We start from the raw sequence: 16,127 nt of genomic DNA, 5'->3' as shown, positions 1-16,127 counted from the left end.
GCGCCGGCAGATCCCGGTCTCCGGCGCCCGCCGGGCGGGTGCGCGATGCTGACGTTCCTCACCGACTGGCTGAACCTGCTGCTGCGATGGACCCATTTCATCCTCGGCGTGGGATGGATCGGCGCGTCGTTCTATTTCGTCTGGCTCGATCTCAGCCTGCGCCGCCGAGAAAAGATGAATCCCGGGGTCTACGGCACCTCATGGCTCGTCCACGGCGGCGGCTTCTACCATGTCGAGAAATACACCGTGGCCCCGGAAAGGCTGCCCGAGGACCTGCACTGGTTCGTCTGGGAAGCCTACCTGACCTGGTTGAGCGGCTTCGCACTGCTGATCGTCCAGTATTACTTCCACGCCAGCATCTACATGATCGACCCGCAGGTCATGGCGCTCCGGCCGTGGGAGGCGATCGGGATCTCGGTCGTCAGTCTCGCCGCCGGCTGGATCGTATATGACGTCCTCTGCCGCTCGCCCATCGGCGCCAAGCCGGCGCTGCTTGGTGCAGCGGTGTTCGTCGAGATCTGCGCCGGCGCCTGGCTCTTCAGTCACGTGTTCAGCGGACGTGCCGCACTGATACATGTCGGCGCCCTGGTCGGCACGATCATGGCCGCCAACGTCTTCATGGTGATCATACCGAACCAGCGGAGGATGACCGCGGCGCTGATGGAGGGCAGGGCGCCGGACCCGAAGCTCGGCCAGGTCGGCAAGCAGCGCTCAACCCACAACAACTACCTCACGCTGCCGGTGCTGCTGATGATGATCAGCGGTCACTACCCGATGCTCTACACGCATCCCCACACCTGGCTGGTCGTCGCCTTGATCCTGGTGATGGGCGCGATGGTCCGCCATTTCATCAACCGCGCGGATGCCGGCGACGCGTCTCAGAGCTATTCCTGGAGCCTGCTCGTTGCCGCCTTCGCACTGGTGGGGGCAATCTACTACACCGAGCCGGAGGACCGGCGACTGGCCTCAGTGCCCGTTCCTTCGGATTCCGAGGTCCTGTCGATCCTAGATCGGCACTGCACCATGTGCCATTCGCAGCGCCCGAGCCACGAGGGGTTCGAGGAGCCACCGGCCGACGTCGTCCTCACCTCGCTCCCGGACCTGCGGCGGTTCGGGCCGCGCGTGGAAGTTCAGGCCGTCCGCAGCGAGGCAATGCCGCTCGGCAACGAAACCGGGATGACCGACGAGGAACGCGCCCGACTCGGCGCCTGGATCGGAGCGCACGAATGACCGGTGGGCGAATGACGATGGCCGAAGTGAACGCGATGACGTCGCCGCAGTTCGCCGACACGTTTTGCGGGGTGGCGGAACGCTCGCGATGGGTCGCGGAGGCGGCGGCGGCGGACCGACCGTACGGCAGCCGCGCCGACATGGTTGCCGCTTTCGCCGATGCCGTCCGGCACGCCGACCGCACGAAACGGCTGGAGTTGCTGAACGCCCACCCGGACCTCGCCGGCCGTGCCGCTATTGCCGGCGATATCGGTCCGGATTCCCGCACGGAACAGGCGCGAGCAGGCCTCGATCGGTTGACGCCGGAAGAGTTCCGCCGGTTCACCGACCTCAACGCCCGCTATCGTCGGCAGAACGGCTTTCCCTTCATTCTCGCCGTCAGCGGTGCCACGAAGCACGACATTCTCGATGCGTTTGAGGGCCGGATCGGGAATGACGCCGAGGCCGAGTTCGAAACGGCGATCGATCAGGTCTGCAGGATCATCGGGTTCCGGCTGGAAGCTCGCGTCGAGTGACGCTCGGAACCATCGGTTGGACCGGACCCGTCGTCTATTTTTCCACCCGCTCGCCTGCCATCACCGCGATCCGTCTGGTGGTCGAGGGGGTTTGCCCGAACGCCTGTCGATAGCACTGCGAGAAATAGGAACTGGAGGTGAAGCCCGTCGCGACCGCGACATCGAGGACCGGCACGTTGGTGTGCAGCAGCAGGTCGCGTGAGCGCTCGAGCCGCAGCCGCATGTAGTAGCGCGCGGGCGTGACCTGCAGGTAGCGCTGGAACAGCCGTTCGAGCTGGCGCGCCGACAGGCCGGTTCGATAGGCGATCGTGGCGGTGGCAAGCGGCGCCTCGAGATGGCTCGACATGATGTCGATTGCTCGGCGCAGCTTGCCCGGCAGCGGATGCAGGAACGTCTGTGCGCCGAAGCGCTGCTCCTCGTCGGCGGGACGGATCCGGTCGTGCTGGAGCTGATTGGCGATCGCCGACGCCAGTTCGAGGCCGTGATCGCCGGTGATGATCTTCAGCATCAGGTCGACGGACGCCGCACCGCCCGAGGTCGTGTAGCGGTCACGGTCGATTTCGTAGACCTTCGCGGTGCAGTCGATGCCCGGGAACATCTCCATGAACGCGGGCCGGTTTTCCCAGTGCACGGTGCAGCGGTAGCCGTCCAGCAGCCCCGCGCTGGCCAGCAAGAAGGTCCCGGTCGAAAGGGCACCAAGACCCACTCCGGAGCGCGAGATGCGCTGGATGGCGGCGTGATACGCCGAAAGCGGCTCCGGCATCGGAGTGAGGCCGGCGCAGACGAAGAAGATGTCGGCCGACTCGGCGAGTTCGTAGCGGCCGTCGCTTTCGATGGTGATGCCGTTGCTGGCGCGAACCGGGCCGCCGTCGATGGACAGAAGCTGCCATCGGTAGACGGTCCTGCCCAGCAGGCGATTGGCGACCCGCAGCGTGTCGATCGCAGCGACTTCACTCATCAGCGAGAACCGGTCGATCATGCCGAAGGCGAAGGTGCGGGGACAGTCTTCGGAATCTTGGACCACAGGTCGCTCCGGCATCGACAGATATTCCCGATAGTCGTCCGCCGCCCGCCTTGCAAGTACGTCCGCGTCGCGTGGAAGCCTGCCCACTGTCGGAATTCCGATGACCCGCGGATGCAACTCCTGTCATCAGTTTGAAATCCGGCGCCGGGGCGCCGATTGCGATGGGATAGGCCGTGGCCGAGTATTCAGTCTTTTCCCTGATTGGCAACGCACTGACCGGAAATCGCCGTTGGAAGCCGGCATGGCGCGCTGCCGCACCGAAGCCGACGTATGACGTCATCATCGTGGGCGGTGGAGGGCACGGCCTTGCGACGGCCTACTATCTCGCCAAGGAACATGGCATCCACAATGTCGCCGTGCTCGAGCGCGGCTATGTCGGCGGCGGAAACGTCGGTCGCAACACCACGATCGTGCGTTCCAACTACATGCTGCCCGGCAATGCGCCGTTCTACGAATGGTCGGTCAAGCTGTGGGAAGGGCTGTCGGCCGACCTGAACTACAACGTGATGTTCTCGCAGCGCGGCGTGTTGAATCTTGCCCACTCGCCCGCGCAGATGGATGCCTATGCCCGGCGTGGCAATGCGATGCGCCTGTTCGGGATCGATGCCGAACTGCTCGACCGCGCCCAGGTGGCGAAGTTCGTCCCGTCCCTCGATGTGTCCCCCGATGCGCGCTTCCCTGTGGCAGGGGGCCTTCTGCAGCGGCGCGGCGGCACCGCGCGCCACGATGCCGTGGCTTGGGGCTATGCGCGCGGAGCAGATCGGCGCGGCGTGGATATCGTCGAGAACTGCGAGGTGCTTGGCTTCCTGCGCGACGCCTCGGGCAGGATCGTCGGCGTCGAAACGACGCGCGGCGAGATCCGTGCCGGCAAGGTCGGCGTCGCCGTGGCGGGCTCGACCGGCGAGGTCATGCGAAGGGCCGGCATCGAGCGCCTGCCGATCGAGAGCCACGTCCTGCAGGCCTTCGTGTCCGAGCCGCTCAAACCGGTGCTCGATACGGTCGTCACCTTCGGCGCCGGCCATCTCTACGTGTCCCAGTCCGACAAGGGCGGACTCGTCTTCGGCGGCGACATCGACGGCTACAATTCCTACGCCCAGCGCGGCAACCTCCCGGTGGTGGAGGACGTGGCAAGCCTGCTCCTGACCATGTTCCCCGCCTACGGGCGCCTGAAACTGCTGCGGAGCTGGGGCGGCATCATGGACATGTCGATGGACGGCAGTCCGATCATAACCACGGGACCGTTGCCCGGCCTCTATCTGAATGCGGGCTGGTGCTACGGCGGCTTCAAGGCGACGCCCGCGTCGGGCTGGTGCTTTGCGTGGACGATCGCCAACGACCGGCCGCACGATCTGAACGCCGCGTATTCGCTCGACCGGTTTCACCGGGGCAGGGTGATAGACGAGCGCGGCGCCGGCCCCGTCCCCTGGCATCACTGAGGAACTGAAGCATGCATATCGTCTGTCCCTTTTGTGGCGAACGGTCGGTCGCCGAGTTTTCCTACGAGGGCGACGCGACCGTCGAACGACCGGCGCTCGACGCTTCGACCGAGGACTGGTGTGCTGCGGTCTATGACCGGGTGAACCCGCGCGGGCCGCATGCGGAATACTGGCAGCATTCCTTCGGCTGCCGTGCGTGGCTCAGGGTCGAGCGCGATACGCTGACGCATAGGATCTCCGGCGTGAGGCTCGCCGGGCGGCATGCGGGGACCGCGGGACCGGCGGGACAGGGCGCATGAGCGGGTACCGTCTCGGCTCCGGCGGCGCGCTCGTCGATCGCGATGTGCCGTTGAGCTTCACCTTCGACGGCAAGAGCCTGCGCGGCTATTCGGGCGACACCGTCGCCTCGGCACTGCTCGCTTCGGGCATCCGGGTCGTCGGCCGCAGTTTCAAGTATCACCGGCCTCGCGGGATCTTCAGTTGCGGACCCGAGGAGCCGAACGCGCTTCTGACGATCGGGGAGGGCGGACGCGCGGAACCGAACGCCCGTGCCACCACCGCCGAACTGCACGACCGGCTAGTCGCCGTCAGCCAGAACCGCTGGCCGAGCCTCGATTTCGACGTGATGGCCGTCAACGGGATGTTGTCGCCCGTCTTCACGGCCGGCTTCTACTACAAGACCTTCATGGGGCCGACGCGCGGTGCCTGGCACGTCTACGAGCACTTCATCCGGCGTGCTGCGGGCATGGGCGCTGCAAGCGGCAAGCCCGACCCGGATCGCTACGAGAAGTCGCACATGTTTTGCGACGTGCTGGTCGTCGGTGCCGGCGCTGCCGGCCTGTCCGCCGCACTCGCCGCGGCGCGGTCGGGGGCGCGGGTGGTGCTGATGGACGAAAATGCCCATCCCGGCGGCTGGCTCCAGGCGACCACCGGGAGGATCAATGGCTTGCCTGCCTTGGAGTGGGCACGGGCCACCGTCGCCGCCCTCCGGGCTTTTCCCAACGCCGTCGTCATGTCCCGCACGACGGTCTACGGCTACTACGACCAGAACCAGCTCGGCGCCGTCGAGCGCGTCACCGATCATCTCTCCGAAAAGCCTGCACACCTTCCCAGGCATCGGCACTGGACGATCCGGGCGACCGAAGTCGTGCTGGCGACGGGGGCGATCGAACAGCCGGTCCTGGTCGACGGCAACGATGTCCCGGGTGTCATGCTGGCCGGCGCGGTCAGCCGGTACGCCGTGGGCTACGGCGTGGCGGCCGGCAGACGACCGGTCTTCTTCGGCGGAAACGATGGGGTATGGGAGGCAGCGCTCGCCTGTGCCGACGCCGGCATCGCCGTGGCCGCCGTGGTCGATCCACGCGCGCAACCGCCGCACGATCTCGCAGCGGCCTGCGAGGCCGCGGGCATAACGGCGCGTGCGGGCTCCGCCGTCGTCAGGATCGCGGGATCGAAGGCCGTCTCTGCCGTCGAGATCGCGAAAGTGGATGCAGGCGGCCGGATCACCGGACAGACCGAAACGCTCGCCGCCGACATCTGCGCCACCAGCGCCGGCTGGATGCCGGCGGTGCATCTTCACAGCCAGGCAGGCTCGCGGCCCGTATTCGACGATGAGCGGGGAATTTTCCTGCCCGGGGAGCCGCGGGAGCGCTGGCGGTCGGCTGGGGCATGTCAGGGAATATTCGGACTGGCCGCCTGTCTCGCCGACGGTGAAAGCGCCGGTCTGGCCGCGGCAGAGGCGGCGGGCTTCACCGGCGAGAAGGCGCAGGTTCCGGCGACCGACGACAGCCGGGAGCCCGCCCAGCCGTTGCACCTGCGCGCCGTGGACAGCCCCCGCGGCGACAAGGCCAAGATCTTCATCGACCAGCAGCACGACGTGACCGCCGGCGACGTCATCCTTGCCCATCGGGAGGGCTTCCGTTCCGTCGAGCATCTCAAGCGCTACACGACGCTCGGCATGGCGACCGACCAGGGAAAGACGTCGAACGTCGCGGGCCTGTCGATGATGGCCGCACTGCGCGGCGACAGCATCGCGGCAGTGGGCACCACGACGTTTCGGGCTCCCTATACGCCCGTTGCCCTCGGTGCGCTCGGCGGCCGTGAAGCGGGACGGCACATCCGTCCGCTGCGCAGGACGCCGATGCATGACTGGCACGTCGGAAACAGGGCGGAGATGATGCCGGCGGGCGCGTGGGAACGGCCCCGCGTCTACTATCTGCCGGGAGAGACGCTCGAGCAGGCATATGTTCGCGAAGCCCGCATGGTCCGGCAGTCGGTCGGCATCGTCGATGTCTCGACGCTCGGCAAGATCGACGTTCAGGGCCCGGATGCGGCCGCATTCCTGGACCGCGTCTACACGAACATGTTTTCGACGCTTGCCGTTGGGAAGGCGCGCTACGGGCTGATGCTGCGCGACGACGGGATGCTGTTCGACGACGGGACGAGCTGGCGCCTCTCGGAAACCCGTTACCTGATGACCACCACCACCGCCAACGCGGGTCCGGTGATGCAGTGGCTGGAGTTTCTGCTGGCCACGGAATGGCCCGACCTGAAGGTCCACCTCACCTCCGTCACCGACGTCTGGGCCGGCATGGCGCTGGCCGGCCCGAACAGCCGGAAGGTGCTCGAACGGGTGGCGGAAGGTATCGACGTCTCCGGCGAAGGCCTGCCGCATCTCGGCGTCCGCGAAGGGGTGATCGCCGGCAGACCGGGCATGGTGGCGCGCCTGTCTTTCTCGGGCGAGCTCGCCTACGAGGTCTACGTGCCGGCCCGCTTCGGCCTGGAAACCTGGGAGGCGCTGCTGGAGGCGGGCCGCGAGTTCGACATCATACCCTACGGTCTGGAAGCGCTCGGCACGCTGCGCATCGAGAAGGGTCACGTCGCCGGCGCAGAGCTCGACGGCCGGACCACCGCTGCCGATCTCGGCCTCGGCGGACTGCTGTCGAAGAAGAAGGATTTCATCGGCAAGCAGATGGTGTCCCGCGAGGGGCTCGTCGACGCAAGCCGGCTGAAGCTCGTCGGTCTGGTGTCGCGCGAAGAGCAGGGTATCCGGATCGGCTCGCAGATCGTCCGCTCATCGAGTCGCGAGAGCCCCGGTCCCAGCATCGGCCACGTGACGTCGAACGCCTACAGCCCTGCGCTCGGAAAGTACATCGCCCTGGCGCTCGTCGAGCGGGGCTCCGAAATGCATGGCCAGGCAGTCTATGCGGCCGACCCGGTCCGCGGCCGACATGTGTCCGTCGACGTCCGCGACGCACACTTCTTCGATCCGGACGGGAGCCGCATGCATGTCTGAGGTCTTTCCGCTCGCTGCCCTTGCGGTGCCCGGTACCGGAAGTGAGGTGCCGGATACCGCCCCCGTGCAGATTGCCGAAAGACGACCGGGGGCGTTCGTCGAAATACGTCTGTGGAAAGAGAGTCCGAGGCTGTCCGGGACGATTGCCGCGGCCGCGGAGTGCCAGGAATTGCCGGCGCCCGGGCGCGTCGTCACTGCACCCGGTCACATGCTCCTGTCGGCCGGACCCGCCCGGTACTTCGCCGTTGCGCAGGAAGAGGGTCTAGCCGGCCGGATCGCCGGGGTTGTCGCTCCGGGGGAGGCGGCCGTCGTCGATCTGACGCACGGCCGCGTTGGCTTGCGCATTGCCGGACCGAACGCCGAAAGGCTGCTTCAGAAAGGCCTGGCGTTCGACCTGGCATCGAAATCCTTCCCGCCGGGTTCGGCCACGACGGGTGCGATCCATCACATGGCCGTCACGGTGGTCATGATAGCGGAGGAAACGTTCGACATCTTCGCCATGTCGAGCCTGGCCGGGTCGGTCTGGGACTGGCTCACCGATTCCGCCGTCGAGTATGGCTGGCGCGTGACCCAGCCGATTCCCTGACGAAGCAGTACACCCGAGACGTCGTCGCGGGCGCCTATTCCACGCGATAGCCGAGCCGCTCGATCAGCGGCTGGAGCATCGGCACGACCGGCTCGAGATGAGGCAGGTAGTTCCGGTACCGGTAGCGGGACCGGTCGTAGAGCTTCTCGGTGACCTGTGCATAGCTCGCCGTGCGCGCGTAGCGGCGGTTGCCTTCGAACTCCAGCACGGCGGGATCGAAGGGCACGTCGACGAAGTCGAAGACCTCCCTGATCGTGGCCTCCTGATCGTCGACGATGTCTTCGTAGCGCACCGGCAGATAGTTCAGATCCATCTCGCCGCGATAGTGCTCCACCAGTTCGTGCGACAGCAGGAGGTGCTTGGCGGCGGAGTCGAGGGCGTTGGAGCAGTTTGCGCCATGCGTGAAGAAATTGGACATGGCGGACACCATGATGTCGAGCGGATGGCGGATCACGTGAAGCAGCGGGGCCTGGGGAAAGACCAGCGCGATGAGCCCTGTATGGACTTCGTTCAGCGGCATCTTGTCGGTGAAGAGCGTCGTCGACCGCTGCAACACTCCCAGTTGCTGCGCACGGGTCAGGTAGTGGTCGCGCATCGTCTCGAGCCCGTAGCGGCGGTCGCCCATCCAGAGCTCGGCAAGCGCGGCGGGGAAGGGCAGGGGCGAGTTCAGCAGCCGTTGCGAGATCGCCACGAGTTCGTGGATGAGCGGCAGTTCGTCCCCGGCCGCGATGTGGTCCGATGCCGAAAGGGTCTGCTCCAGCAGCGTCGTGCCGGACCGCGGGAACCCGAGGATGAAGATCGGCTGCCCCATATCCGTCCGCGTTTCCGCCCGCGGCAGGACGTCGAGACGTCGGCGCTCGAAGAAGGACTTCAACTGGTCCGCGTGCTCGCGAGCTTCGGCCTCCCTGTAGACGCGACCGCTCATCTCCCGGACCCGCGCCTTGGCCGCCTGAAAGTCCGTCCACGCCTCGTCGTAGCGGCCGAGCCGGTCGAGCAAGCGGCCCCGTTCGAGCCGTTCCATGGGGCGGAGCTGCGCCCTTTCCTCCCCTTCTGCGGTCTCCAGCAAGGCGAGGGCCTCGTCATAGCGTTTCTGCCGGCCCAGGACGGTCGCCCGCAACAATGTCGCTGCCGGGTCCTTGCCTGGTCTGACGCGGGCAAGTTCGTCGAGCGCTGCATGCGCGGCATCGAGTTGCCGGTCCGCCTCTTCCAGGCGAGCCAGGCCTAGCCAGGTCTTTCGGGACTTGGGCTCCAGGGCGAGCGCTTCCCGATAGGCGTCGCGGGCCTCATCGATCTTGCCCTGATTGCGCAGGTTGAGAGCGAGGTTGGAGAGGACCAGGGGGATGCGCTTGCCGGACAATTCGAGGGCGCGTCGACAATGGTACTCTCCGACGACGCCGAATTCGCGCTGCGTCATGACCATCGCCATGAGATTGTGCGCCTGCGGCCTGTCCGGCGCCAGACGCACGGCGGCACGCGCCTGCACCTCTGCAGCGTCCACGTTGCCTTGGCGAAGCTCCAGCAGGGCCAGCCTGTTCATCGCGTTCAAGGCCGTCGGCGCCGCGGCGATGATCCTGCGCAGAAGCACGCGCGTCGCTTGCGGTTTGCGCTCCGACTCTCGGATCATCGACAGGAGCCGCAACATGTCTAGCTGGCGGGGCGCGACCTTCAGCACCCGAAGGGCAAGTCGTTCGGCAGTGGCCGGGTCATTCTCCTGCCAGGCCTTTTGCGCCTTTTCGATCTGCTGGGCGAAAGCCTGCATGTTCTCGGCGTGCGCCGCGGTGTCGCTGATCCGCCCGTCGCCGATCCGCCCGTCGCCGGCCCCGTCCGAGGGGTTCCGGCCATCTGCCGGGATGTCGTTGCCGTCGCCCGGCGTGGCGGCCGATCCGATCTGCTGGTCGTAGTCGCAGCAGCAAGTGGCAGGAAGGCCGGTGCCGCACGAACAGATCTGATCGGTTGTTTCCATGATATGCCGCTCTCGCTTGCGCAAATGAAAAAGGACCGCGTCCTGAGGGGGGCGCGGCCTGGTTCGGGCCTGGGGGCTAGGTAAGTCAGGCCGCCAGCGAAACGCTCTGCTGCACGGCTGCGCTTCTGGAGGGAGCGACCCAGCGCCGCGTTGCGCCGGTATCGAGGGCGAGGCAAAGCCTCACCGCGCCGCTCATCCCGGCCCACAGCGTGGCTGGCAGCAGGGCCCAACCGGTGGTCCAGCGGATCGCGCTTCCGCCTCCTTCGATGGCATGGAAGCCGAAGACGAGGCGCGGGTCGGCAGCGTCGATCCGGCGGACGTTTCCGGTATCGTCCGTGAGCGTGAGGTGTCGGAGAACCACGCCCAGATTGCGCCGATCCGGACTTGCCCGGTGATGGTGCGGCACCCACGACGACGACAGGAGCCACGCCTCTCCGGCAGTGGCGGGCAGGATCACCTCGAACCCCTGGGCAGTAGGATTCGCGTGAAGCACCGTATGGTCCACCTCGAATGCAATGTCGGCCTCGGCTTCGCTGGATTGCGCTCCAAACGTTCAATGCCGATCCAGCATTGCGCGTCTAGAAACACCATTGGGAGACAGCGGGACTAACCGATGAAGCCCCGTTCCCCACTCCATGGAAGCTTAACGCAACGGGGATCTGGGACAACCTAAATGTTACCTAAGGTAAGGCTGACCGCGCCGCTCCGCCTTGGCACGCCCAATCGATGCGTGTCCGGCGGTCAGCCGACCCGGATTGGCGGCCGTCCGAGGCTTTCGTGCTGCAAATTCGAGCCACGGGTTGCAAACGCTGCGTTCGCTTGCGCAAACGCTTGGCGGATCCCGCCGGAGAGGAGCGCAGCCCAGCGCATCGTGCCCGCCCATAGCCTCCCGGAATAAACCGCACGCAGGTGGCGGATGGGGTGTCCATCAAACAAACGGTCTAAGCCATTGATGCAAAAAGATATTACTCTGCGCCAATGACGAGATATCCACAATGATATCCACAGTCGTCCGAATATGCGGTTGTCGTGCTCAATTGCGCCGCACGGGCCGGGCTCGATTGACCTTGAAGCACCCGCAGGATTTCGAGTTGCCGGTGCGCAGGTGATGCCCGCGCACGACCGTTTCGGCGCCGCAATCGCAGCGACACCGCCAACGGGCATTGCCACGGGCGTCGCTGCTGCCGCGTTCGACGATAACCAGCCGGCCGGTGCGCTGGCCGGTCATATCAACTAGCCGGTTTCCCATCACACCACCCCCGCGCCGGAGGGCAACGTGACCATGCTATCGCCCTCCGGCTCGACATGAACCGGCGGGGTAGAGCCGGAGCCCTCCCGCCACTCGATAGTCTCGACCGGGACGCACGCGTCGCACGGCTTGCCCGGATAGGTGATGCCAGCGGCAAGCCGCTGCCGGCGCAACTCGGCCTGTATCTCGCGCCGGCGGCGGTCGGCTAGGGTCTGAGGGTTGCGAAACATCGTGCCCCCTCAGCGCCCGACCGCCAGATTGGCAAGTTCGTCCTCGGAAGGCGCCTGCATTGAGGTCGCCGTGCGCTTAGGGCCGTCCGCGATCCACTGCCGGATATCCGCCGCGCGCCAGCGGACGGACCGCGCGCCCAGCGTCAACGGGCGCGGAAACCGTCCTGCGTCCATCTCGCGATAGATCGTGCTGCGCCCAAGCCGGACAACCTCGCGGACTTCTTTGATCGTGAGCAAGCCGTCGATCTGAGTAGTGACCATTCTGTGCCTCCTGTGTACGTGATTGAGGAAAGGAAGGGGGTGCGCGCTCCCCACGAACGCGCACCGCCCCGCTGGCCCGCTGCTAGGGCAGGGCAGTGCCATCACGGCGGGCGAGGCATCGGCGCGACGAGACACGCACCGACTGCGGAAAATGTGGCCGGGGCGTGTGCATCTCACCCCGGCCGGCTGGCCTCGCATACGGAAACGACGCCAGCGATCCCCGGCCGGCCGAAACCCTATCTTCCGGCCGGGGAATAGGCGCCCGCCGCGCGAACGCGACGGGCTCGGCTAAGCCAACGAGCACCCCACAACTGCCGGCTAGCGGAAGAAAGGAACAAAAAAGGGCGGCCCCGAAAGGCCGCCCCCGCCCGAACGTCGGGCCAGTCGCGATTACTCAGAAACGTTGCCGAAATCGCCGTAGATCAGTGCGCCCGGAAGCGAGACGCTCATCGCCAACCGCTCCTCGGCACGAACCGTGAGCATGTTCTTGATGAAATTGTCGCGATCCTCGGAGGAGACGACGACCTCGGGCAGCATCTTGTCGTACACGGTGGCTGCGCGCCTGAAGGCGCCGACGAGGAAAGCATCGACGGGCATTGCCGGGGTTGCAACAACCGGCAAGCCCCACATGCGCGGCTGCCCGGCATTGTGAGGATTCCCGAGAAGATATCGGCCCTCGGCATCCTTCAGGCCGCTGATGCGCAAAAAATCCTGAGAATTCAGAATGATGCCGCTGGCCTCCACCTCCGAGTTTGAAAGCTGGGAAATGGCCTGAAGGATGACATCCACTTCCGTGTCGCCCGACGCGCTGAACGGAGCACTGAACGCCGTCGCTACTGTCGCAAGCCCTTCAAGATGCTCACCCGTACCGTCGCCGAACAGCAGTTCTTCTTCCTCGGCGTATTCCAGCCCGTAGCGAAGCTCGCCGTTGATGACCGAAGCCAGCGCCGGAGCATCGTCATAGACCTGAACGCTTGCGGGCACCCAATGGGCGATAGTCCGAACCGGCGCCGTCACGGTCTCGAACTCGTACACGCTCTCCGGCTTCTCGGTCGTTTCCGACACGACCGCCGCGTTGTTCGTGCGCGTGGTCTGCCGGCTATAGGTCACGGCGTTGCTGGACGTCTGGCCGGGGTTCAGGAGGTCGCGGACGCGCATACGGCGGCGCGGCATCAGAACCGGGTCGGTGCGGTGATCCGGCGGGATCAGCGAGCCGCCGCTGTCGTCGGCGGTCGTGATGGCCATCTTGATCGTGCCGCGCCGTGCCGCTGCCATTGCGGCCCAATCCTCCGACCGCGACACCTGATCGCCCCAGCTACGAACGGAGCCGCCGCCCCATGGCCGGTCGGCGGTGAGCTTCTTCTCGATATCGAGATTGGCGGTCTCCAGCGCCTCGATCTTGTCGTCGAGCGAATTGAAACGCTCGGTGGTCGCCGTGCCCATGTCGGTCAGGGCGGCCATTACAGTTTCATGTTCCATTGAGATTACCTCCTCAACGAAGCCGCGACCGCCCGCGCTTTGGCGGCGATCTGTTCGGCTTCGATTTTCTGGGTCTCAGGCGAGACGGCTTTGACGGCCGCGCTCGCTGCTCGTTTGGCTCGCGAACCGGACAGCCCCACGTCGCGTAGGACTCTCTCCAACTCCCTCGGAGAGACATCGGTCAGGTTCTTCGCCTTGGATTTCGGCCCGGCCAGTGGCGGGGCCTTAACTTTGCGGTCGGCAAATCCGAGCCGGACCGCTTCTGCCGCATCCAGCCAAGTCTCTTCGGCCATCATGCGGGCGATGCTGTCTCGGGATTGCTTCGACCTGCCGGCGTAGATCGCAATCGCCGTTGTATCGAGCGCGGCGAGGATCGCCCTCGCGGCCTCCATATCCTCGGTATTACCGATGACTGCTGCCCACGCCCTATGGATCATGAGCCGGGAGCCCGTGCCCATCTCGATTTCATCGCCGGCCATCGCCAGAAGGCTCGCGGCGCTCGCCGCCAAGCCCATGACGCGGACCGTCACCCGGCCCGGATATCCGGCTAGAAGGTTGTAGATGCCGACCCCGGCGAAGTAGTCCCCGCCGCCGGAATTCACGCGGAGGGTCATGTCGCGCCCGTCGAATTCGTCCAGCACGGCCGCGATGCCCGCCTCGTCGAAGCCTTCCAGCCCGACTGGCCCGAAGGCATCCAGCGTCGCGCTATCTGCGTTCGCTCGGAGCATCGGCGCCTCGGAGGGCATCTTGAACTTGATGTTCTGGGGCCTCGCTGACGGAAGGCCGGCGAAAGGATTGGCGTCAGTCGTCATCGCGCATGGCCTCGCTATAGGGGCGCGCGCCGTCTGCGGTGACGACATGCAACCGCTCAACGTCGTCGGCCAACGCGAGCATTTGCTTGCACACCATACCGACGCGGAAGCATTTCCCGCCGGCGAGCATGGTCTCCCAAACTTTGACCGCGAGATCGTCGCTACCATCCGTGCCGGGGGTGCCGAAGCTCACGACGTCATCGGCGGCGTCGTAGAACATCCATTCATTCTCAGGGCGGGTTGCCGCGCTTCCCGCCACGACGGTAGCCATTAAGACGGCCTTGAACGGCTCCTGCCCGACCCGCGACAATCGCGCGAAAATCCAGATAGCGATAAGATCGACCGCTGACCATTTGGACTGGTCAGTCCATTCCTTGTACTCGGCGAGTTCGTGCGGCGAGACTTCGGCGAACGAACACGCGGCGGTGTCGTCGAACCGGGCCACGAGCCGGTCGGGCACCTCCGTTGTTTCAGCCATCGTTAGCTCCCTCTGGCGTATGGAAAGAAAAGCCCGCCGCATTGCTGCGACGGGCTCGTAATCGATTTCCCTAATCTTACCCCGTGGGCCGGCAAACTGGTGTACACCAACGATCAGTTAGCTGCTCTGGCCAGCCGGTGGATGCGGTTTCCGGGGGTATTCGCGAGCACGCGGTAGACGGTGCGAAGCCCAATATCGGCGTACCCTTTACCGACCTTTCCCGCGACTTGCCCGGTAGCCGAACTGTACCTTTCGCCAACCGCCCGCAGGGTCGCCGCGCCCATCACAAGCTCTTCAATCGGGCCTTTGAGCGGCCCTAGCTCTGCCTCGATTTTTGGCAAGAGCTTTTCATCGATGGCTTTTTGCTTCAGATCATCGAAAACGCTGTCCCCGTGCCATTCGCGAGGCGTCCCGTCACTGCCCACCGGGGCAAAGTCCGTATCAAACCTCTCGCCGGTTAACTGGCGGGCGCCCTTGTAAGCCGTCTCGCCCGTCTTCGGATCGATCCAGGTCTTTTGATCGACCTGAAGCAAGCCGCGCTCCCACCCACTACCGCCGAGAAGCGGTTCCGACTGTACACTCTCGTAGATGCGAAAAAGCTCGATTGCGGTTTGCAACATCAACTCGTCATCGGACGACTTGAGCGCCTTATGCAGCGGCCAGTTGGTTACCTGTGTCCGCTGGTCGCCTGCGGTTTCCGAAGCCTTCCGATACGCCCGATGATTGGCCGGCGTCGGGTTCTTCTCATAGCACTCGCGTGCCGCGATGGCGTCCGCATACGCGCAAGTCTCCTCATTCGCGGCCAAGGCCGCGTTCGCACTAGTCTCAGTTTTCAATATCGCCCCCACGGGGTTTGGTGTTGCAATTTGCCGCTTTCGCGGCGCCGGTGTCGGCATTACCGACTGGAAACCTCCAAATCCCTCGCGGATTAATGCGTCTGCCGCGCCCGGTACGGTTCGCTGTGGCTGTCCCGTGCCGTTCCGCAATCTAGAAAATAATATTAGGCAATCGGACTCTTGAAAATACCGATCCGAAAAAAAATTCCAGAAGGGGTACACAGTACCCACTATAGGGTACTGTGTACCCTAGTTGAGCGTTTGATATCCATTGCGTGGTCGACAGAACTGATTTTAAATACGCTTGAGGTATTGAAATCTAATCAGGAGTTATGCCGTGAAATCACAAGAAATGCATGAACATTTCGCCGCAGCGATTATCAATGCCTCGAATGAGGCTCTGGCGCGGGGTGCGGATCAGGAAGAAGCAATTGGCGCGGCGCTCGATATCGCGGCGACGCTAGCCACGGAGCACTTCGGGCCGGAGGTCATGGCGACCTATCACGTCCGGGCGGCTGAGGTACTGGCCCGACGCTGCGAGGCCGTTGAGGGCATCGCTCAGGAGGCGGGGGTGCGCTGATCGCAGGTTGTCCCGACCCCGTATCGGAATTTCGCGCACACGCGCGTTGCACGGGGGCGGCGGTCTAGGCGGGCAAAGCGCTGGACTTTTGAGCCACCCCCGGCCGGGGTGCCCCGAAACACATGATGCTGACGTCATACTTGGTATGGTGTC

At 65.3% G+C, this 16,127-nt stretch carries 17 protein-coding genes; 7 read left to right on the top strand and 10 right to left on the bottom strand.

Annotated elements, in window-relative coordinates; translation table 11 throughout:
• Window positions 1-45 precede the first annotated feature (45 nt).
• Both V3328_RS17185 and uraD read left to right on the top strand, forming a co-directional pair.
• On the top strand, window positions 46-1,230 hold the full coding sequence (locus V3328_RS17185) for a urate hydroxylase PuuD (RefSeq protein WP_340330931.1): 1,185 nt from the start codon (window positions 46-48) through the stop codon (window positions 1,228-1,230).
• Window positions 1,227-1,745, top strand: coding sequence for a 2-oxo-4-hydroxy-4-carboxy-5-ureidoimidazoline decarboxylase (uraD, locus tag V3328_RS17180; protein ID WP_340330930.1), 519 nt, complete (start codon window positions 1,227-1,229; stop codon window positions 1,743-1,745). The genes V3328_RS17185 and uraD overlap by 4 nt, the downstream gene beginning before the upstream one ends.
• Window positions 1,746-1,779: 34 nt before the next feature.
• Here uraD and V3328_RS17175 read toward each other — a convergent pair whose 3' ends face one another.
• On the bottom strand, window positions 1,780-2,784 hold the full coding sequence (locus V3328_RS17175) for a GlxA family transcriptional regulator (RefSeq protein ID WP_340330929.1): 1,005 nt from the start codon (window positions 2,782-2,784) through the stop codon (window positions 1,780-1,782).
• Between the two features lie 158 nt (window positions 2,785-2,942).
• On the opposite strand from V3328_RS17175, the gene V3328_RS17170 reads away from it, so the two are divergent.
• The 4 genes from V3328_RS17170 to V3328_RS17155 are packed head-to-tail and all read left to right on the top strand — an operon-like array spanning window position 2,943 to window position 8,086.
• The gene (locus V3328_RS17170) at window positions 2,943-4,205 is read left to right on the top strand and encodes a sarcosine oxidase subunit beta family protein (protein WP_340330928.1); all 1,263 of its coding nucleotides are present in this window, start codon (window positions 2,943-2,945) and stop codon (window positions 4,203-4,205) included.
• Window positions 4,206-4,216: 11 nt separating this feature from the next.
• Window positions 4,217-4,504, top strand: a complete 288-nt coding sequence (locus tag V3328_RS17165) for a sarcosine oxidase subunit delta (protein WP_340330927.1) — start codon at window positions 4,217-4,219, stop codon at window positions 4,502-4,504.
• Entirely contained in the window at window positions 4,501-7,500 is a 3,000-nt protein-coding gene (locus V3328_RS17160; protein WP_340330926.1) for a sarcosine oxidase subunit alpha family protein, read from the top strand. The genes V3328_RS17165 and V3328_RS17160 overlap by 4 nt, the downstream gene beginning before the upstream one ends.
• Entirely contained in the window at window positions 7,493-8,086 is a 594-nt protein-coding gene (locus V3328_RS17155; RefSeq protein ID WP_340330925.1) for a sarcosine oxidase subunit gamma, read from the top strand. Before V3328_RS17160 ends, V3328_RS17155 begins: the two co-directional genes overlap by 8 nt.
• A 34-nt stretch (window positions 8,087-8,120) precedes the next feature.
• Here the strand turns inward: V3328_RS17155 and V3328_RS17150 are convergent, their stop codons facing one another.
• The 9 genes from V3328_RS17150 to V3328_RS17110 form a co-directional block, all read right to left on the bottom strand.
• Entirely contained in the window at window positions 8,121-10,049 is a 1,929-nt protein-coding gene (locus V3328_RS17150; protein WP_340330924.1) for a tetratricopeptide repeat-containing sulfotransferase family protein, read from the bottom strand.
• Window positions 10,050-10,134: 85 nt separating this feature from the next.
• Window positions 10,135-10,542, bottom strand: a complete 408-nt coding sequence (locus V3328_RS17145; protein WP_340330923.1) for a hypothetical protein — start codon at window positions 10,540-10,542, stop codon at window positions 10,135-10,137.
• Between the two features lie 540 nt (window positions 10,543-11,082).
• Window positions 11,083-11,277, bottom strand: coding sequence for a hypothetical protein (locus V3328_RS17140; protein ID WP_340330922.1), 195 nt, complete (start codon window positions 11,275-11,277; stop codon window positions 11,083-11,085).
• Between the two features lie 20 nt (window positions 11,278-11,297).
• Window positions 11,298-11,528, bottom strand: coding sequence for a hypothetical protein (locus V3328_RS17135; protein WP_340330921.1), 231 nt, complete (start codon window positions 11,526-11,528; stop codon window positions 11,298-11,300).
• A gap of 9 nt (window positions 11,529-11,537) precedes the next feature.
• Window positions 11,538-11,789 carry a helix-turn-helix transcriptional regulator gene (locus V3328_RS17130; protein WP_340330920.1) on the bottom strand — a complete coding sequence of 84 codons (252 nt, stop codon included), beginning with the start codon at window positions 11,787-11,789 and terminating at the stop codon, window positions 11,538-11,540.
• Between the two features lie 390 nt (window positions 11,790-12,179).
• Window positions 12,180-13,268 carry a phage major capsid protein gene (locus V3328_RS17125; RefSeq protein ID WP_340330919.1) on the bottom strand — a complete coding sequence of 363 codons (1,089 nt, stop codon included), beginning with the start codon at window positions 13,266-13,268 and terminating at the stop codon, window positions 12,180-12,182.
• A gap of 5 nt (window positions 13,269-13,273) precedes the next feature.
• Window positions 13,274-14,080, bottom strand: a complete 807-nt coding sequence (locus V3328_RS17120) for a head maturation protease, ClpP-related (RefSeq protein ID WP_340330918.1) — start codon at window positions 14,078-14,080, stop codon at window positions 13,274-13,276.
• Complete coding sequence (locus V3328_RS17115; protein WP_340330917.1) at window positions 14,070-14,558, bottom strand: hypothetical protein; 489 nt, start codon at window positions 14,556-14,558, stop codon at window positions 14,070-14,072. The genes V3328_RS17120 and V3328_RS17115 overlap by 11 nt, the downstream gene beginning before the upstream one ends.
• A 113-nt stretch (window positions 14,559-14,671) precedes the next feature.
• Window positions 14,672-15,364, bottom strand: coding sequence for a hypothetical protein (locus tag V3328_RS17110; protein ID WP_340330916.1), 693 nt, complete (start codon window positions 15,362-15,364; stop codon window positions 14,672-14,674).
• Window positions 15,365-15,731: 367 nt separating this feature from the next.
• Between V3328_RS17110 and V3328_RS17105 the strand changes: the two genes are divergently transcribed.
• Complete coding sequence (locus V3328_RS17105; RefSeq protein WP_340330915.1) at window positions 15,732-15,974, top strand: hypothetical protein; 243 nt, start codon at window positions 15,732-15,734, stop codon at window positions 15,972-15,974.
• Window positions 15,975-16,127 lie beyond the last annotated feature (153 nt).

The organism is Microbaculum marinum, from assembly GCF_037855135.1.
GTDB classification, from domain to species: Bacteria; Pseudomonadota; Alphaproteobacteria; order Rhizobiales; family Tepidamorphaceae; genus Microbaculum; species Microbaculum marinum.
This window is presented reverse-complemented; position numbering and strand designations above follow the sequence as displayed.